General features: G+C 50.9%; 19 protein-coding genes and 1 rRNA gene. 17 read left to right on the top strand and 3 right to left on the bottom strand.

The features are described 5' to 3' along the window. Nucleotides 1-95 precede the first annotated feature (95 nt). From msrP to accC, 5 genes are all read left to right on the top strand, one after another. A complete protein-coding gene (gene msrP / locus B4923_RS07530; protein WP_109053743.1) occupies nt 96-1097 on the top strand; it encodes a protein-methionine-sulfoxide reductase catalytic subunit MsrP in 1002 nt (333 codons plus the stop codon). Nucleotides 1098-1184: 87 nt separating this feature from the next. Then, nucleotides 1185-1784 carry a protein-methionine-sulfoxide reductase heme-binding subunit MsrQ gene (msrQ, locus tag B4923_RS07525; RefSeq protein WP_109053742.1) on the top strand — a complete coding sequence of 200 codons (600 nt, stop codon included), beginning with the start codon at nt 1185-1187 and terminating at the stop codon, nt 1782-1784. A 252-nt stretch (nt 1785-2036) separates the two neighbouring features. Continuing rightward, nucleotides 2037-2489, top strand: a complete 453-nt coding sequence (gene aroQ / locus B4923_RS07520) for a type II 3-dehydroquinate dehydratase (protein WP_109053741.1) — start codon at nt 2037-2039, stop codon at nt 2487-2489. 25 nt (nt 2490-2514) lie between these two features. Continuing rightward, nucleotides 2515-2985: an acetyl-CoA carboxylase biotin carboxyl carrier protein gene (accB, locus tag B4923_RS07515; protein ID WP_109053740.1), complete on the top strand. Its 471-nt coding sequence runs from the start codon at nt 2515-2517 to the stop codon at nt 2983-2985. An 11-nt stretch (nt 2986-2996) separates the two neighbouring features. Further along, nucleotides 2997-4340 (top strand): acetyl-CoA carboxylase biotin carboxylase subunit, encoded by a 1344-nt coding sequence (gene accC, locus B4923_RS07510; protein ID WP_109053739.1) that lies wholly within the window; start codon nt 2997-2999, stop codon nt 4338-4340. Between the two features lie 120 nt (nt 4341-4460). Here the strand turns inward: accC and B4923_RS07505 are convergent, their stop codons facing one another. Next, on the bottom strand, nt 4461-4922 hold the full coding sequence (locus tag B4923_RS07505; protein WP_109053738.1) for a hypothetical protein: 462 nt from the start codon (nt 4920-4922) through the stop codon (nt 4461-4463). Then, nucleotides 4919-5305, bottom strand: a complete 387-nt coding sequence (locus B4923_RS07500) for a hypothetical protein (RefSeq protein ID WP_109053737.1) — start codon at nt 5303-5305, stop codon at nt 4919-4921. The genes B4923_RS07505 and B4923_RS07500 overlap by 4 nt, the downstream gene beginning before the upstream one ends. A 129-nt stretch (nt 5306-5434) precedes the next feature. On the opposite strand from B4923_RS07500, the gene B4923_RS07495 reads away from it, so the two are divergent. The 12 genes from B4923_RS07495 to B4923_RS07440 all read left to right on the top strand — a co-directional run bounded on the left by B4923_RS07495 (nt 5435) and on the right by B4923_RS07440 (nt 16732). Beyond that, a complete protein-coding gene (locus B4923_RS07495) occupies nt 5435-6013 on the top strand; it encodes a TetR/AcrR family transcriptional regulator (protein WP_170116032.1) in 579 nt (192 codons plus the stop codon). A gap of 100 nt (nt 6014-6113) precedes the next feature. Beyond that, the gene (locus B4923_RS07490; protein ID WP_109053735.1) at nt 6114-6356 is read left to right on the top strand and encodes a YhdT family protein; all 243 of its coding nucleotides are present in this window, start codon (nt 6114-6116) and stop codon (nt 6354-6356) included. Then, nucleotides 6346-7797 (top strand): sodium/pantothenate symporter, encoded by a 1452-nt coding sequence (gene panF, locus B4923_RS07485; RefSeq protein WP_109053734.1) that lies wholly within the window; start codon nt 6346-6348, stop codon nt 7795-7797. The genes B4923_RS07490 and panF overlap by 11 nt, the downstream gene beginning before the upstream one ends. A gap of 17 nt (nt 7798-7814) precedes the next feature. Further along, nucleotides 7815-8696 carry a 50S ribosomal protein L11 methyltransferase gene (prmA, locus tag B4923_RS07480; protein ID WP_109053733.1) on the top strand — a complete coding sequence of 294 codons (882 nt, stop codon included), beginning with the start codon at nt 7815-7817 and terminating at the stop codon, nt 8694-8696. A gap of 439 nt (nt 8697-9135) precedes the next feature. Then, nucleotides 9136-10101, top strand: a complete 966-nt coding sequence (gene dusB, locus B4923_RS07475; protein ID WP_109053732.1) for a tRNA dihydrouridine synthase DusB — start codon at nt 9136-9138, stop codon at nt 10099-10101. Between the two features lie 23 nt (nt 10102-10124). Next, nucleotides 10125-10421, top strand: coding sequence for a DNA-binding transcriptional regulator Fis (gene fis, locus B4923_RS07470; RefSeq protein ID WP_012883002.1), 297 nt, complete (start codon nt 10125-10127; stop codon nt 10419-10421). 295 nt (nt 10422-10716) lie between these two features. Beyond that, nucleotides 10717-11487 (top strand): amino acid ABC transporter substrate-binding protein, encoded by a 771-nt coding sequence (locus tag B4923_RS07465; protein ID WP_109053731.1) that lies wholly within the window; start codon nt 10717-10719, stop codon nt 11485-11487. 26 nt (nt 11488-11513) lie between these two features. After that, nucleotides 11514-12179 carry an amino acid ABC transporter permease gene (locus B4923_RS07460; protein WP_109053730.1) on the top strand — a complete coding sequence of 222 codons (666 nt, stop codon included), beginning with the start codon at nt 11514-11516 and terminating at the stop codon, nt 12177-12179. A gap of 406 nt (nt 12180-12585) precedes the next feature. Further along, nucleotides 12586-13611 carry an amino acid ABC transporter substrate-binding protein gene (locus B4923_RS07455; protein WP_109053729.1) on the top strand — a complete coding sequence of 342 codons (1026 nt, stop codon included), beginning with the start codon at nt 12586-12588 and terminating at the stop codon, nt 13609-13611. 69 nt (nt 13612-13680) lie between these two features. Beyond that, nucleotides 13681-14859, top strand: coding sequence for an amino acid ABC transporter permease (locus tag B4923_RS07450; RefSeq protein WP_109053728.1), 1179 nt, complete (start codon nt 13681-13683; stop codon nt 14857-14859). Between the two features lie 8 nt (nt 14860-14867). After that, nucleotides 14868-15962 (top strand): amino acid ABC transporter permease, encoded by a 1095-nt coding sequence (locus tag B4923_RS07445; protein ID WP_170116031.1) that lies wholly within the window; start codon nt 14868-14870, stop codon nt 15960-15962. Between the two features lie 8 nt (nt 15963-15970). Further along, nucleotides 15971-16732, top strand: a complete 762-nt coding sequence (locus B4923_RS07440; RefSeq protein ID WP_109053726.1) for an amino acid ABC transporter ATP-binding protein — start codon at nt 15971-15973, stop codon at nt 16730-16732. Between the two features lie 180 nt (nt 16733-16912). Here the strand turns inward: B4923_RS07440 and rrf are convergent. Continuing rightward, nucleotides 16913-17028 (bottom strand): 5S ribosomal RNA (gene rrf / locus B4923_RS07435). Nucleotides 17029-17114 lie beyond the last annotated feature (86 nt).

Raw genomic sequence — 17114 nt, 5'->3', positions numbered from 1 at the left:
GTGTTCCCCACATAATTCATCTATAAATTAAGTAAGCCGCTATGTAAAAGACACCACATTACGTCAGTAATAATAAAAACTGGCGGGAGTACACCATGCATAAACATCGCAAATTGACCGAAGCCGATGTCACCCCGGAATCTGTTTTTCATGACCGACGACGCCTGTTGAAAACGCTGGGGATAACAGCGGCAGCGCTGTCATTGCCTCTAACCGCGAAAGCGGATCTGTTCGCCTGGTTCAAGGGCAACGATCGTCCCAAAGCGCCGCCAGGAAAACCGTTATCCTTTGCTCAGCCAGCCGACTGGCGGCTCAATTTGCCGCTCACGCCAGAAGATAAAGTCACGGGTTACAACAACTTCTATGAATTCGGTCTGGACAAAGCCGATCCGGCCGCCAATGCGGGAGGACTGAAAACCGAAGGTTGGACAATCCAGATCGACGGGGAAGTCGCCAAACCCATCACGCTGGATATTGACGATCTGATTAAACGTTTCCCGTTGGAAGAAAGAATTTACCGTTTCCGTTGTGTCGAAGCCTGGTCGATGGTTGTCCCCTGGGTTGGTTTTGAACTGGCAAAACTGATCAAGTTTGCCGATCCCACCGGCAACGCGCGCTATATTGCATTTCAGACACTCCACGACCCGGAACAAATGCCGGGACAAAAAGATCGTTTTATCGGCGGCGGACTCAGTTATCCCTATGTCGAAGGATTGAGGCTGGATGAAGCCATGCATCCGCTTTCTCTTCTCACCGTTGGCGTGTATGGCAAAACGCTGCCTCCCCAGAACGGCGCGCCGATCAGGTTGATTACACCGTGGAAATACGGTTTTAAAAACATCAAATCCATCGTGAAGATAAGCCTCACCCGCGATCGCCCCCCTTCGACCTGGAACCTTGCCGCACCCGATGAATATGGTTTCTACGCCAATGTGAATCCGCATGTGGACCATCCTCGCTGGTCGCAGGCGACAGAGCGCGTCATTGGTGCCGGCGGTCTGCTTGATGTACAGCGCCAGCCGACACGGCTATTCAATGGTTACGCCGAACAGGTTGCATCACTGTATCGGGGCATGGATCTGCGGGAGAACTTTTAACTTGCTCTGGTGCGATGTACAGATCCCGACGCAGCCTTACGCCCCCAGGCGTCTGTCATCAAGACGAACGATCTCAGGGAAAAGAGCATGCGACTGACGCTTCAACAGATTAAGTGGCTCAAGGTCATTATCCATATAGCCGCCGCGTTACCGCTTTTATGGTTAATCCTAGCCGTCGATCAATCATGGCTGAGCGCCGATCCGGCCAAAGATATCCAGCATTTTACCGGCAGAATGGCGCTTAAGCTGTTGATCGCCACCTTGCTGGTTACCCCACTGGCCCGCTATGCCAAACAACCGCTGCTGATTCGCTGTCGGCGTATGATCGGCCTCTGGTGTTTCACATGGGCCACGTTGCATCTGATCAGTTATTCGGTGTTGGAACTGGGTCTGAACCATCTGGCCTTGCTGGGAGCAGAGTTGATCTCTCGCCCCTATTTAACGATCGGTATCATCAGTTGGCTGATTTTACTGGCGCTGGCCCTGACTTCGCCACGGGTGATGATGCGCAAGTTGGGATCTCGCTGGCAAAAACTGCATAACTTCGTCTATCTGGTCGCCATTCTCGCCCCGATACACTATCTTTGGTCAGTCAAAACGCTATCACCACAACCCATTTTGTACTCGCTGGCGGTGTTGGCTTTATTGTTATTTCGTTATAAAAAGTTTCGCCAGTGGTGGCGCTAAATGGCGCAACGACGTTCATGCTCGCTGTTAAATCCACGCTCTTTTCGCCGATCATATCGGGCTACTGCGGGAATATCTCCGCAGATAAGACCAGTATTTAGCTGCTAATTGCTACGATATGGTTATAATGCACGACTTTAATTTTTCAACGCCGGACAATTTTCACGCGAAAGGTGACAAACGAATAGCTTCGCGCTATTTTGTGCGACACCATTTTTGCAATCTGGGCGAATCGCGGGAGATAGCAGCACAATGGCAGAAAAGTTTCACATTTTGCTTTTGAATGGTCCAAACCTCAATCTGCTGGGTACCCGCGAGCCGGATAAGTACGGCAGTACGACGCTGGCCGAGATTGTCAGTAACCTGGAAACACAGGCACAGGCGCTGGATGTGAGTTTTTCCCATCTGCAGTCCAATGCGGAACATGTCTTGATCGATCGAATCCATCAGGCCAGAGGAAACACGGATTTTATTTTGATTAATCCGGCGGCATTTACTCACACCAGCGTCGCTCTGCGTGATGCTCTGCTGGCAGTAGCCATCCCGTTTATCGAAATTCATTTGTCCAACGTGCATGCACGAGAAGCTTTCCGTCATCATTCCTACCTTTCAGATATCGCGGTAGGCGTGATTTGCGGACTCGGGGCAGATGGTTATAACCATGCTTTACAGACAGCGGTAAAACGCTTGTCAACTTCCAATTAAACAAGAAGAGTACGGAACCACATCCATGGATATTCGTAAAATCAAAAAACTGATCGAACTGGTTGAAGAGTCCGGCATCGCCGAACTGGAAATTTCTGAAGGTGAAGAATCAGTACGTATCAGTCGTGCCCCGGCAGCACCAAGCTATCCAGTAATGCAGCAGGCCTATGCGCCGATGATGCAGCAGCAGCCTGCTCTGGCTGCCGCCGTTGCGCCAGCGCCAGCCGTGGATACGGCAGCGGCTGCACCGGCTGCAATCAGTGGTCACATCGTTCGTTCTCCAATGGTTGGTACGTTCTACCGCACCCCAAGCCCTGACGCTAAAGCGTTTGTCGAAGTGGGTCAGCAAGTGAATGTCGGTGACACGCTTTGCATCGTTGAAGCCATGAAAATGATGAACCAAATCGAAGCCGACAAAGCAGGCGTGGTCAAAGCGATTCTTGTCGACAACGGTCAACCGGTTGAATTTGACGAGCCATTAGTTGTCATCGAATAACGAGGCTTACCATGCTAGATAAAATCGTTATCGCTAATCGCGGAGAGATTGCGTTGCGCATTTTGCGTGCCTGCAAAGAGCTGGGCATCAAAACCGTTGCCGTTCACTCCAGCGCAGACCGCGATCTGAAACACGTATTACTGGCGGATGAAACCGTGTGTATCGGCCCGGCGCCGTCCACCAAAAGCTATCTGAACATCCCGGCAATCATTTCTGCCGCGGAAATTACCGGGTCGGCGGCGATTCATCCCGGTTATGGCTTTCTGTCAGAAAATGCCGACTTTGCCGAGCAGGTTGAGCGTTCAGGCTTCATTTTCATCGGTCCGCGTGCCGATACCATTCGCCTGATGGGCGATAAAGTCTCCGCTATCAGCGCCATGAAAAAAGCCGGTGTACCTTGCGTTCCGGGTTCCGACGGCCCGTTAGACAGCGATATGGATAAGAACCGCGCCTTTGCCAAGCGTATTGGCTATCCGGTAATTATCAAAGCGTCCGGCGGCGGCGGCGGTCGCGGGATGCGTGTTGTACGCAGCGATAAAGAACTGGAACAATCCATCAATATGACCCGTGCGGAAGCCAAAGCCGCTTTCAACAACGATATGGTCTACATGGAAAAATATCTGGAAAACCCACGTCACGTGGAAATCCAGGTACTGGCTGACGGTCAGGGCAATGCCATTTATCTGGCGGAACGCGACTGCTCCATGCAGCGCCGCCACCAGAAAGTGGTGGAAGAAGCGCCAGCGCCGGGCATCACCAGTGAACTGCGCCAGTTTATCGGCGACCGCTGTGCGAAAGCCTGTATTGATATCAACTATCGCGGCGCCGGCACATTTGAATTCCTGTATGAAAACGGCGAGTTCTATTTCATTGAAATGAACACCCGTATTCAGGTGGAACACCCGGTTACCGAGATGATTACCGGCGTGGATTTGATCAAGGAGCAATTGCGTATTGCTGCCGGTCAGCCCTTGTCCATCAAGCAGAAAGACGTTCACGTTCGTGGTCACGCGGTGGAATGCCGTATCAACGCCGAAGACCCGAACACCTTCCTGCCAAGTCCGGGTAAAATCACCCGCTTCCACGCGCCGGGCGGTTTCGGCGTTCGCTGGGAGTCGCATATCTACGCCGGGTATACCGTCCCGCCGTACTATGATTCCATGATCGGCAAGCTGATCACTTATGGTGAAACCCGTGAAGTCGCCATTTCCCGGATGAAAAATGCGTTGGCAGAGCTGATTATCGATGGCATCAAAACCAACGTTGAGCTACAGATGAAGATCATGAACGATGAAAACTTCCAGAAAGGTGGCACAAACATCCACTATCTGGAGAAGAAACTCGGTTTGCAGTAAATATCACCGGTGTTCTATCGTTAAGAAGGTCAAAGGTCGGTGAAAACCGACCTTTTTGCTGTTCGGTCAATTCAAAGCGGGTAATTGTCCGTATAACTCCACTAAGCCATGTCTGCGCGCTTAAAGCTGCCGCCAGGTCTGCATCAGACCAAACAGATGAACACCCCCATAGCCGAGGCAAATAAGCGAACTCCACGTATCGAAGGGAGCGATCTGGCTGCCTGCGGTAATAAGAAGCGGAATTACCGCAAGTCCACGCAGCAAATAAACAGCTGTGATGACGCACAGAGCAGGTTTAAGCATTGGCAGCTTTCGAAGGACGCCGCTTCCTGAAAGCGCATAGACGCTCCACAGTAAGAGGATCAATGTGATACCTGCGGTGACGATCAGCGGATACCACTGTCCCGCAGCAGCGGCCGATGCCATTCGTTCTCCCGCGCCGAAGAAACGATACCACGGCGCTCCGCCAAGCATAACGGCAATGTGGAGTAACGCGGCAATGGCATTCAGCCCCGCAGCGACAATGAGTAAGACATTATATTTGACAGGCGCCTGCGCTGAATTTTTATGAGAACCCGTCATGTTTTCTCCCTTGAGGAACTCAGTCCCCAAAGCGCTAAAAATAATATAACGGCAAATGCCATCCAGTGCGGCACGACGAGGATTGAGCCAAAGCGGGCAAAACCATAGCCGAGAAAAAGCACGGTAAAAGCGAGGTACTGAGCGAATACCAGCAGGGTAACCGGCTTTCTCCATACGTGTTTTTGGGCTGCGTAACACAGTGCGATTGAATTAATGAACAAGATGGCGGAGGTAGCGTGCCAGACAACAGAGCCGACCGCGCTTACATAGTCAGATACGTTGCCTGCGATAATAGCATCATGAATTTTCGGCCCGCCTTTGAATACATGAATAAAAAAAGTGAGGAACGACAGGCCGCATGCGACCAAAAGTGGTTTATTCATAGCATTGCCTTTTATAAACCTTTCTGAGCAGAGTGAGGTTTCATTGCGGTGGTTACTCAAAACCATACGGATGCGTATGTATTGCCTATCTTCTTGAAAATGTCAATACGCTAACGTATGGTTGCGGACATGACGCAAAAAAAGAAAAACAGACTGTCACGTGAGGATTGGATATTGTCCGGCTTTCGCGCGCTTTCCCGAGCGGGTTCGTCTGCGCTCAAAGCCGAGGCGTTGGCACGTGAACTTAAAACAACCAAGGGGTCGTTTTACTGGCATTTCAAAGATGTCGCTGACTTTGAAACGGCCATGCTGGCCTATTGGAGATTACGGGCGAACGAAGGGGTGATTGCTGCGGTAGAACAGGCAAAAGCATCCCCACAGGAAGATCTGCGGACGCTCGTGCGCATCATTACCGACCTGCGTGATGAGAGCAATGGAGGATTACGCTCCGAAAGCGCCATCAGACAATGGGCGGTCACCAACCATTGCGTCGCTGAGGCCCTGCTTGAGGTCGACGCTGCAAGACTGGATTACCTGACCAAACAATTTGTGCGCGCCGGTTTTTCCGACGAGCGCGCGACCTTGTTCGGGCAGGCTATGTATGCGGCAGTGATCGGGTTTGAGTATCTGGAACTGCAACAGCTTGCAACTACGCAAACAGGATTAACCGGATTATTGGACGCGCTGCTCCTGACGGACAGCGCGTGAAGGCCGACAATGATTAATCTTGAACTCATCTACAGGGAAGAGAGAAAAACAAAGGGAATTTTCTATCACCCTCCTTACTCCAGCTTATTATAGGGAAAAAATGGATACACGTTTCATGCAAGCGCATAGGGAAGCCCGCTGGGCTTTTTTCCTGACGCTGGCCTACCTGTTCGCCTGGATTCTGGCGGCTTACCTGCCCGACAGCGCACAGGGCATCACGGGGCTGCCCCACTGGTTTGAAATGGCATGCCTGCTGCTGCCACTTATTTTTACGCTATTGTGCTGGATGATGGTGCGATTCATTTTCCGCGACATCTCCCTGGAGAATGACGATGCAAAATGAAGTGCTTTTACCATTGCTAGGCTATCTGCTGCTGGTTTTCGGGCTCTCGGTATACGCTTACCGCCGTCGTCAGGCCGGTAACTTTCTCAATGAGTATTTCCTCGGCGGGCGTTCAATGGGCGGTTTTGTCCTGGCAATGACGCTTATCGGCACCTATGTCAGCGCCAGCTCGTTTATCGGCGGACCGGGCGCGGCCTATAAGTATGGGTTGGGCTGGGTACTGCTCTCAATGATTCAGTTGCCCACGATGCTGTTGTCACTGGGCATTCTGGGGAAAAAATTCGCCATTCTGGCCAGACGTTACAATGCCATCACGCTCAATGACATGCTGTATGCCCGCTACGGCAGCCGCCTGCTGGTATGGTTTGCCAGCCTCAGCCTGCTCGTCGCTTTTATCGGCGCCATGGCAGTACAATTCATTGGCGGCGCTCGCCTGCTGGAGACCGCCGCCAATATTCCCTACGATATCGGCCTGTTGATTTTTGGCGTCACTATCGCCCTGTACACCGCTTTTGGCGGCTTTCGCGCCAGCGTACTAAACGATGCCATGCAGGGCATCGTCATGCTGTTAGGCACGGTGATACTGCTGGTGGGCGTTATCCATGCCGCAGGCGGCTTACACAGCGCCGTGGATAAGCTACAGCAGATCGATCCCGCGCTGGTGACGCCGCAGGGCAGCGGTCAGATCCTGTCCATGCCCTTTATGGCGTCGTTCTGGGTGCTGGTCTGCTTCGGGGTGATCGGCCTGCCCAATACGGCCGTACGCTGTATCTCCTACCGTGACAGCAAAGCGCTGCACCGGGGGATTATCATCGGTACCATCGTGATCGGTATTCTTATGCTGGGTATGCATTTGGCCGGCGCACTGGGCCGGGCTGTCATGCCAGATCTGACCATTCCCGATCGGGTGCTGCCAGCCCTGATGGTGACCGTCTTGCCTCCTCTGGCGGCAGGCATCTTTCTCGCCGCGCCAATGGCGGCTATCATGTCCAACATAAATGCGCATCTGCTTCAGGCCGCGGCCACAATCATCAAAGATCTCTATCTCAATGTACGACCGCGGCAGGCACACAATGAGCGACACATTAAGCGCCTTTCCAGCATGACGACGCTGTTGCTGGGATTACTCGTACTGGTCGCATCCTGGCGACCACCGGAAATGATCATCTGGCTCAATCTGCTGGCGTTTGGCGGTCTGGAAGCCGTGTTCCTGTGGCCGCTGGTGCTGGGTCTTTACTGGGAACGTGCCAATGCCGCAGGTGCGCTGAGCGCCATGTTCAGCGGCGCCATTTGCTATGCCTTACTGGCCAGCTTCAATCTCCAACTGGCCGGTTTTCACCCCATTGTGCCATCGCTGCTGCTGAGCCTGATGGCGTTTATGGTTGGCAACCGGTTCGGTCATCAGGCCGCTCAGCCGGTTGCCGCTTCAACTTCACTTTAAATGTAATAGAGACTGCCATGCCGTGGATTCAACTGAAAATTAATACCTCTGGTAGCCATGCGGAACAACTGGGTGATGCGCTAATCGAGAGCGGTGCGGTATCCGTTACGTTTCAGGATACTCACGATACGCCGGTGTTTGAGCCACTGCCTGGGGAAACCCGTTTATGGGGTGATACCGACGTCATTGGCTTATATGACGCGGAAACCGAGATGGTCGATGTTGTCGCCACGCTGGAACAGGAACCGTTGCTGGGCGTCGGTTTTAAACACAAAATCGAGCAGTTGGAAGACAAAGACTGGGAACGCGAATGGATGGACAATTTCCATCCGATGCGTTTCGGCAAGCGTTTATGGATTTGCCCAAGCTGGCGCGACATCCCCGATCCGACCGCCGTCAATGTTATGCTCGATCCCGGACTGGCTTTTGGCACCGGGACGCACCCGACAACCGCACTTTGTTTGCAATGGCTGGATGGACTGGACCTACAGGGTAAAACCATTATCGATTTCGGCTGTGGCTCTGGCATTCTGGCGATCGCCGCGCTGAAACTGGGCGCTTCCCGTGCTATCGGCATTGATATCGACCCTCAGGCGATTCAGGCAAGCCGTGATAACGCGCAACGAAATAACGTCTCTGACCGCCTTGAACTCTACCTGCCGAAAGACCAGCCCGCTAACCTGTCGGCAGATGTTGTCGTGGCCAATATTCTGGCCGGCCCCCTGCGTGAACTGGCGCCGCTTATCAGTGATCTGCCTAAGTCAGGCGGCTATCTCGGCCTGTCAGGCGTCCTGGCCACACAGGCCGAGGGAGTGGCAGAAGCCTACGAAGAGAAATTCACCCTCGACCCTGTTGCCGAACGTGAAGAATGGTGTCGTATCACGGGCCGGCGCAAGTAATCGCGCAGACCGGCAATCCACTGTAACCGGCGTTACAGTGGATTCTGTGCCCGCTGATTACCACCTTTTTACCCTGTCATAGCCTGTTGTCGGATCAGTTTGCGATGACAGCCAATAAATCGGATAAGATTTACCGTGGTTTTTTTGCCGCATCATCAAAGGATTGCTCTGGAAAATCCGACTTCAGATGACGAATGCCGGCTAAAAATGGCACCGTGCGCAGATAAAATTCTGTTGCCAGAGGAATATTTTTTAGAGCAAAAAACAAGCATGATCATTCAACTTATTGTTAAATATATATAATATTTCCCTATAACTTCACAAACTGCATTTTCATTGATCGATAGCGGCAAATTGGTCAAAGTTTGGCCTTTCATCTGACGTAAAAAATGCGTAATATACGCGCCCTTGCAGACACAGTATGGTCACTTCTTTGTCTATGCGCATTGGACAATTTCAGCTTACCAATCGCCTGGTAGCAGCCCCGATGGCGGGTATTAGCGATCGCCCGTTCAGAGCACTCTGCCATACAATGGGCGCTGGAATGACCGTGTCTGAAATGCTCTCTTCCAATCCGGAAGTGTGGCGTTCAGATAAGTCACGTTTGCGCATGGTACATAGCGATGAACCGGGTATCCGAGCCGTGCAGATTGCGGGTTGTGATCCGGATGAAATGGCTGTGGCGGCCAGAATCAATACTGATTTCGGCGCACAGATCATCGACATCAATATGGGCTGTCCGGCAAAGAAGGTGAACCGCAAGATGGCAGGATCTGCATTATTGCAGTATCCGGATTTGGTTAAACAGATCCTCTCAGCGGTAGTGAAAGCGGTAGACGTACCGGTGACACTGAAAATCCGTACCGGCTGGGCGCCAGAGCACCGTAACTGCGTAGAGATTGCCAGATTGGCCGAAGATTGTGGTATCCAGGCCCTGACCGTTCATGGACGCACCCGTGCGTGCCTGTTCAATGGTTCGGCGGAATACGACAGTATTCGGACAGTTAAGCAGGCCGTTTCCATTCCCATCATTGCGAATGGCGACATTACTGACCCGCATAAAGCCAGAGCGGTTCTTGATTACACTGGGGCTGATGCCCTGATGATAGGACGAGCCGCTCAGGGAAGACCCTGGATCTTTCGGGAAATCCAGCATTATCTGGACACAGGGGAGTTGCTGGCACCAATGCCGTTGGCAGAGGTCAAGCGCTTGTTGATCGAGCATATACGGGAATTGCACGACTTTTATGGTCCAGGCAAGGGATTTCGTATTGCTCGTAAGCACGTATCCTGGTATCTCCAGGAGCACGCTCCAAACGACCAGTTTAGGCGCACGTTCAACGCCATTGAGGATGCCGGCGAGCAGCTGGAGGCGTTGAAGGCATATTTTGAAAATCTTGCGTAAACAGAAAAAGAGCTGACAGAACTATGTTCGAACAACGCGTGAATTCTGACGTACTGACCGTTTCCACCGTAAACTCTCAGGCTCAGGTAACCCAAAAACCCCTGCGCGACTCGGTTAAACAGGCACTGAAGAACTATTTTGCTCAACTGAACGGTCAGGACGTTAATGACCTGTATGAGTTGGTATTGGCTGAAGTTGAACAGCCGCTGTTGGACATGGTGATGCAATACACCCGCGGCAACCAAACCCGCGCAGCGCTGATGATGGGTATCAACCGCGGCACCCTGCGTAAGAAACTGAAAAAATACGGCATGAACTGATACTAATCAGTTAACTGTTTGAAAAAAGGCGCTTCCATCTCTTTGGTTAAGCGCCTTTTTCTTGTGCCTGACGGATTGTTGCCACCTTAATCACCTCCACTCTCACTTTCAGCTGCACCGCGCTTTTCTCTGGTTAATCCACCGCGGAATCATGGTCAAAACAGCGGATGAAAACTATATTCATTGTTGATATAAACCATCGCTTTATATGATTAGCAAAACCATATGACATAACGTAGATTCGCTTGGTTTAAAGCTAATAATGGCAGATTGCCGTCCTGATGAGGTTTCCGTAATGAAGAAAATCAGTTTTGCTTTACTGGCTGGCGCATTGTTCGCAACCAGTGTATTCGCGCAGGCACAAGATGACCTCAGCGCTATCAAATCTGCGGGTGTCATTAAAATCGGAACAGAGGGCACCTACGCGCCTTATACCTATCATGACAAATCAGGTGAACTGGTTGGTTTTGATGTGGAAATTGGCCGCGCCGTCGCTGAAAAACTGGGCGTCAAAGCCCAGTTTATTGAAGGCCGCTGGGATGGCCTGATTGCCGGTATTGATGCCAAACGCTATGACGCCGTGATTAACCAAGTCGGCGTGACCAAAGAGCGTCAGGCCAAATACGACTTCTCTAAGCCGTATATTGATTCAAAAGCCGTCTTGATTACCCGTGGTGACAATACTTCTATCAAGGATTTCGGCGATCTGAAAGGGAAGAAGTCCGCGCAAAGTTTGACCAGTAATTACGCCAAGCTGGCAACCAGCCACGGTGCGGAAATTGTCCCGACAGATGGCTTTAACCAGTCACTGGATCTGGTACTCAGCGGTCGTGCCGACGCCACGTTAAACGATAATCTGTCCTTCCTCGATTTCAAAAAACAAAAGCCGGATGCCAATGTTAAAATCATTGCGACCTCCCCTACCGGCGAACCCTCTGCTATTTTAGTCCGCAAAAACCAGCCACAGCTGGTCGATGCGTTGAATAAAGCATTGGATGAAATTAAAGCGGATGGCACCTATAAAACGATAGCTGTGCGATACTTCGGTCAGGATGTATCTCAATAATCGCATTGTTATCGGAGTTATTTTTCATGCCGCCTTGGCTACAACTTATGGCAGACTCCTTTTGGAGTCTGCTGTCTGCGGGACTTAAATTCACCGTTCCCCTCGCCATTCTTTCCTTTATATTTGGATTGGCCGTTGGCGTGACCGTTGCGTTGATTCGTCTCTATGGTCCAAAACCGCTGAAGTGGCTGGGTGACTTCTACGTTTGGGTTATCCGTGGAACACCGCTGTTGGTGCAGCTTTTCCTCATCTTTTATGGGCTTCCCAGCGCCGGTATCACGCTTGATGCATTTCCCGCTGCATTAATCGGCTTTACTATCAGCGTCGGCGCCTACAGCTCTGAAATCGTCCGGGGAGCCATCCTGTCGGTTCCCAAGGGCCAATGGAGCGCCGCTTACTCTCTTGGCATGAATGGCACACAGGCAATCCGCTGGGTCATCTTTCCGCAATCCGTTTTTGTATCGTTGCCGCCTTTATCCAACACGTTCATCTCGTTAATTAAAGACACATCGCTGGCCGCCGTCATTACCGTTCCAGAAATGTTCCTGTCCGCACAGCGGATTGTTTCCGTCACCTATGAGCCGCTGATTCTCTACATCGAAGCCGCCTTGATTTACCTGATGTTCAGCACCGTGCTCAGTCAGTTACAGGTGAAGCTGGAGAAATATTACCAGCGTCATATTGTGCATTGATTTTCTGTTCGCCAGCCTGCGCCGATGTTCTGGCTGGCCTATCCCCATTTTCAATATCCTGAAGACAATCCTTTTTTCTTGCGGCGCTGAAAGGCATCACACTGCCTTTAGCTATCGCTTTACTCAACGCCGCCGCGAATCAATAGTTCCCAAACCATCATTTTTTGCGCACTAAAACAGGGCAAGGTAACTACCTTGCATTTATTTTGGTGCATCAATATTTCCTGAATATTGCACCCAAAAACAGATTATTTATAACATTTACATTAATTATCAAATAGATAAATAGTTGGCATCTTGTTTGCTTAGCTCTTGCCACGGCAGTAAGCCGACTGACAGGAATGGTGCACCTAAAATTGTGCGCCGCAACACAACAGCATATAACTATCTAGCTACTAGGATGATTATGAAAAAAGTGATTATTTCTACTCTGGTTGCCGGCGCTTCATTATTTGCCGCGATTAATCAGGCTCATGCTGGCGCAACCTTGGATGCGATTCAGAAAAAAGGCTTCGTACAATGTGGTATCAGCGACGGGTTACCCGGCTTTTCTTACGCAGATGCCAGCGGCAAATACTCTGGTATTGATGTTGACGTATGCAAGGGTGTAGCTGCAGCGGTATTTGGCGATGCAAATAAAGTAAAATATACCCCGCTGACCGCTAAAGAACGTTTTACCGCCCTGCAATCCGGTGAAGTCGATATCCTGTCTCGTAATACAACCTGGACTTCTTCTCGCGATAGCGGCATGGGTATGCTCTTTACTGGCGTAACCTATTATGATGGCATCGGTTTTCTGACCCACAATAAAGCTGGGTTAACCAGTGCGAAAGAGCTGGATGGCGCAACCGTTTGTATCCAGGCTGGTACGGATACCGAACTGAACGTTGCTGACTATTTCAAAACACACAAAATGCAGTACACCCCGGTGACCTTCGACCGCTCTGACGAAAGCGCCAAAGCGTTGGAGTCCGGCCGCTGCGATACGCTGGCTTCTGACCAGTCCCAGTTGTATGCGCTGCGTATCAAACTGAGCAATCCGAGCGAATTCATCGTATTACCAGAAGTGATCTCTAAAGAACCGCTGGGACCTGTTGTCCGTCGCGGTGATGAAGAATGGTTCTCTATCGTTCGCTGGACGCTGTTTGCAATGTTGAACGCCGAAGAAATGGGCGTAACATCCCAGAACGTCGATCAACTGGCAGCAAAACCAACAACGCCAGATATGTCTCATCTGCTTGGCCACGAAGGCAACTACGGTAAAGATCTTAAATTACCTAACGATTGGGCTTTCAAAATCATCAAACAAGTCGGCAACTACGGTGAAATCTTCGAACGCAACGTCGGTATGGGCAGCGAGTTGAAAATCAAACGCGGCCTGAACGAGCTGTGGAACAATGGCGGGATCCAGTACGCGCCAGCCGTACGCTAATTACCTGCAGACACCGGGTGCAGCCACAACAGGTTGCACCCTCTGTATCCCCGTTATCGAGGCTTCAACATGCTACAACGCCCAACCGTGAAAAGTGATTTATCACTAACTAATCCAGCGGTGCGCGCCTGGCTGTATCAAATCATTGTTGTTATCGCCGTATTAGCTACCGCTGGTTACCTGTTACACAACACCGTTACTAACCTGGCCCAGAGGGGAATCACGTCCGGATTCGCCTTTTTAAACAACACCGCGGGCTTTGGGATTGTCCAGCATCTGATTGATTATCAACAGGGCGATACCTACGCACGCGTTTTTCTCGTCGGATTATTCAATACGCTGCTGGTGTCAGCTTTGTGTATTGTTTTCGCCTCTATCCTTGGTTTTATCATTGGACTGGCACGCTTATCGGATAACTGGCTATTGCGGAAAATCTCCACCATCTACATCGAAATCTTCCGTAATATTCCGCCGTTATTGCAGATCTTTTTCTGGTATTTTGCCGTACTGCGTAACTTACCAGGACCACGGCAATCCATTAATGCTTTTGATATCGCCTTTCTCAGTAACCGTGGTTTTTACCTGCCTTCCCCAGAAGCAGGACCGGGAGCAATAGCATTTTTCCTTTCCATTATGATTACGTTAGCCACGGCGATTGTTGTCTTTCGTGCCAATAAACGCTACCACACCCTAACAGGTCAGCAACGCAAGACCTGGCCCGTCGTTTTGGGCGTATTGGTCGTACTGCTCGCATTGAGTCACGTGGTTTTTGGACGGGCGATTCATTGGGATGTACCTGAATTAAAAGGGTTCAACTTCCGCGGCGGGATGGTATTAATTCCTGAACTGGCGGCTTTGACGCTGGCCCTTTCGGTTTATACCTCATCGTTTATTGCCGAAATCATTCGCTCGGGGATCCAGTCCGTTTCTCATGGTCAACATGAGGCCGCACGCTCTCTTGGCCTGCCAAACCCGGTAACCTTACGCAAAGTTATCCTCCCACAGGCACTGCGTGTGATTATTCCTCCGTTGACCAGTCAGTATCTTAATATCGTCAAAAACTCTTCGTTGGCAGCCGCTATCGGTTATCCAGACATGGTCTCACTGTTCGCCGGATCGGTGCTGAACCAAACGGGTCAGGCAATCGAAACTATCGCTATTACGATGTCGGTCTACCTCATCATCAGCCTGCTGATATCCCTGTTGATGAACATCTATAACCGCAAGATTGCTCTCGTTGAACGTTAAGAGGACTCATGACGATGATTCAACCTATTCAGAACCGTCAGGCCCCTCTTTTCAGAGCGATCCATTGGGCACGACAAAATCTTTTTTCCAACGTAACCAATAGCCTGCTCACACTGCTTTGCCTGTGGCTGCTATGGATTGCCATTCCTCCGTTATTAAACTGGGCAATATTCCAGGCAAACTGGATTGGCACTACCCGTAACGACTGTACACGAGACGGCGCATGCTGGGTCTTTATCCATGCCAGATTCGGTCATTTCATGTATGGGCTTTATCCGGTAGAGGAAATCTGGCGCATTAATTTTGCATTGGTCATTGGTCTGCTCAGCATCCTGCCAATGTTTTTGCGCCATCTTCCGCATCGTGGACGCTACATTGCAATCTGGGCTGTTGCCTATCCATTGATCGCCTGGTGGCTGCTCTACGGTGGCTTCGGCGGGCTTCCTCGCGTGGAAACCCGTCAATGGGGCGGGCTGACGCTGACATTAATCATTGCTGCGGTTGGTATAGCTGGCGCTTTACCGCTTGGTATTCTGCTGGCGTTGGGACGTCGTTCCACATTGCCTATCGTTCGTATGCTCTCCGTTGTGTTCATCGAGTTCTGGCGCGGTGTGCCGTTAATTACCGTATTGTTCATGTCCTCGGTCATGCTCCCGTTATTTTTAACGGAAGGAACCAGTATCGATAAGCTACTGAGAGCGTTGGTGGGGGTCATTCTTTTTCAGTCTGCCTATGTTGCCGAGGTTGTCCGCGGTGGCTTACAGGCATTACCGAAAGGCCAATATGAAGCAGCGGAGTCACTGGGATTAGGCTATTGGCGTATGCAGGGATTGGTCATTCTGCCACAGGCGCTGAAAATGGTGATCCCTGGATTGGTGAACACCATTATCGCTCTGTTTAAGGATACCAGTCTGGTGATCATCATTGGTTTATTCGATCTCTTCAGCAGTATTCAGCAGGCAACTGTCGATCCGACCTGGCTTGGTATGTCGACCGAAGGCTATGTTTTTGCCGCCATGATCTATTGGATCTTTTGTTTCAGCATGTCGCGCTATAGCCAACATCTGGAAAATCGTTTTAACACCGGACATAAGTCGCACTGAGGCCATCCATGAATCAGAATTCTTTAACGCAATCAGCCGATCACATGATCACACTAGAGAATGTAAATAAGTGGTTTGGGCAATTCCACGTACTGAAAGACATCAACCTGCAGGTCAAACAGGGTGAGCGGATTGTACTTTGCGGCCCGTCAGGCTCAGGGAAATCCACGACCATACGTTGTATCAACCATCTGGAGGAGCATCAGCAAGGACGTATTGTCGTTGATGGTGTGGAGTTAAATGGTGACTTGCGGAACATCGAAAAAATAAGAACAGAAGTGGGTATGGTATTCCAACACTTTAATCTGTTCCCACACTTAACCGTATTGCAGAATTGCACGCTGGCCCCTTGCTGGGTACGCCACACGCCGAAAAAAGAGGCTGAAGAACTGGCAATGCATTACCTGGAGCGTGTTCGCATCGCAGCCCACGCACACAAGTTCCCAGGTCAGCTGTCCGGAGGACAACAGCAACGTGTCGCGATTGCGCGTTCACTGTGTATGAAACCCAAAATCATGCTGTTTGATGAACCAACCTCGGCACTGGATCCTGAAATGGTAAAAGAAGTGCTGGATACCATGCTTGGGCTTGCCGAGGACGGAATGACCATGCTGTGTGTAACTCATGAAATGGGTTTTGCAAAAACTGTTGCCGATCGGGTGATCTTCATGGATCAAGGAGAAATCGTTGAGCAGGCCTCGCCTGATATCTTCTTCTCCAGTCCGCGTTCTGAACGCACCCAAATGTTCCTGGCACAAATCCTTCACTAATAGAAAAGATACCAAGCAACGTTCCGCAAAAGCCTGCCAGAGAGCAGGCTTTTAGCTGCCCGTTTCTGTAGCTGGGTCCGATAAGTACCTGACTGCTTATCTAACAAAGCCCCCCGCTCCCGAGTAGCGCTACAACGCAAAAAGCCCCCGTCTTTCAACGAGGGCTTCTCACTATTTGATGCCTGGCAGTTCCCTACTCTCACATGGGGAGACCCCACACTACCCTCGGCGCTACGGCGTTTCACTGCTGAGTTCGGCATGGGGTCAGGTGCGACCACCGCGCTATCGCCGCCAGGCAAATTCTGTTTCATTCCAACCGTCGCACTTTTCTCTGCAACCACCGGAACCAATCTTTGAACAAGCTGAACTTCTCTTTCCGTCT

The organism is Brenneria roseae subsp. americana (genome assembly GCF_003115815.1).
GTDB classification, from domain to species: Bacteria; Pseudomonadota; Gammaproteobacteria; order Enterobacterales; family Enterobacteriaceae; genus Brenneria; species Brenneria roseae.
This window is presented reverse-complemented; position numbering and strand designations above follow the sequence as displayed.

Bases quoted from the DNA above. Each gene is read 5' to 3' on its own strand.
- B4923_RS07495 (WP_170116032.1), top strand. From the start codon at position 5,435: ATGACGCAAAAAAAGAAAAACAGACTGTCACGTGAGGATTGGATATTG.
- prmA (WP_109053733.1), top strand. From the start codon at position 7,815: ATGCCGTGGATTCAACTGAAAATTAATACCTCTGGTAGCCATGCGGAA.
- dusB (WP_109053732.1), top strand. From the start codon at position 9,136: ATGCGCATTGGACAATTTCAGCTTACCAATCGCCTGGTAGCAGCCCCG.
- B4923_RS07460 (WP_109053730.1), top strand. From the start codon at position 11,514: ATGCCGCCTTGGCTACAACTTATGGCAGACTCCTTTTGGAGTCTGCTG.
- msrP (WP_109053743.1), top strand. From the start codon at position 96: ATGCATAAACATCGCAAATTGACCGAAGCCGATGTCACCCCGGAATCT.
- fis (WP_012883002.1), top strand. From the start codon at position 10,125: ATGTTCGAACAACGCGTGAATTCTGACGTACTGACCGTTTCCACCGTA.
- msrQ (WP_109053742.1), top strand. From the start codon at position 1,185: ATGCGACTGACGCTTCAACAGATTAAGTGGCTCAAGGTCATTATCCAT.
- accC (WP_109053739.1), top strand. From the start codon at position 2,997: ATGCTAGATAAAATCGTTATCGCTAATCGCGGAGAGATTGCGTTGCGC.
- aroQ (WP_109053741.1), top strand. From the start codon at position 2,037: ATGGCAGAAAAGTTTCACATTTTGCTTTTGAATGGTCCAAACCTCAAT.
- panF (WP_109053734.1), top strand. From the start codon at position 6,346: ATGCAAAATGAAGTGCTTTTACCATTGCTAGGCTATCTGCTGCTGGTT.
- B4923_RS07490 (WP_109053735.1), top strand. From the start codon at position 6,114: ATGGATACACGTTTCATGCAAGCGCATAGGGAAGCCCGCTGGGCTTTT.
- B4923_RS07505 (WP_109053738.1), bottom strand. From the start codon at position 4,922: ATGACGGGTTCTCATAAAAATTCAGCGCAGGCGCCTGTCAAATATAAT.
- B4923_RS07465 (WP_109053731.1), top strand. From the start codon at position 10,717: ATGAAGAAAATCAGTTTTGCTTTACTGGCTGGCGCATTGTTCGCAACC.
- B4923_RS07450 (WP_109053728.1), top strand. From the start codon at position 13,681: ATGCTACAACGCCCAACCGTGAAAAGTGATTTATCACTAACTAATCCA.
- accB (WP_109053740.1), top strand. From the start codon at position 2,515: ATGGATATTCGTAAAATCAAAAAACTGATCGAACTGGTTGAAGAGTCC.
- B4923_RS07455 (WP_109053729.1), top strand. From the start codon at position 12,586: ATGAAAAAAGTGATTATTTCTACTCTGGTTGCCGGCGCTTCATTATTT.
- B4923_RS07445 (WP_170116031.1), top strand. From the start codon at position 14,868: ATGACGATGATTCAACCTATTCAGAACCGTCAGGCCCCTCTTTTCAGA.
- B4923_RS07500 (WP_109053737.1), bottom strand. From the start codon at position 5,305: ATGAATAAACCACTTTTGGTCGCATGCGGCCTGTCGTTCCTCACTTTT.
- B4923_RS07440 (WP_109053726.1), top strand. From the start codon at position 15,971: ATGAATCAGAATTCTTTAACGCAATCAGCCGATCACATGATCACACTA.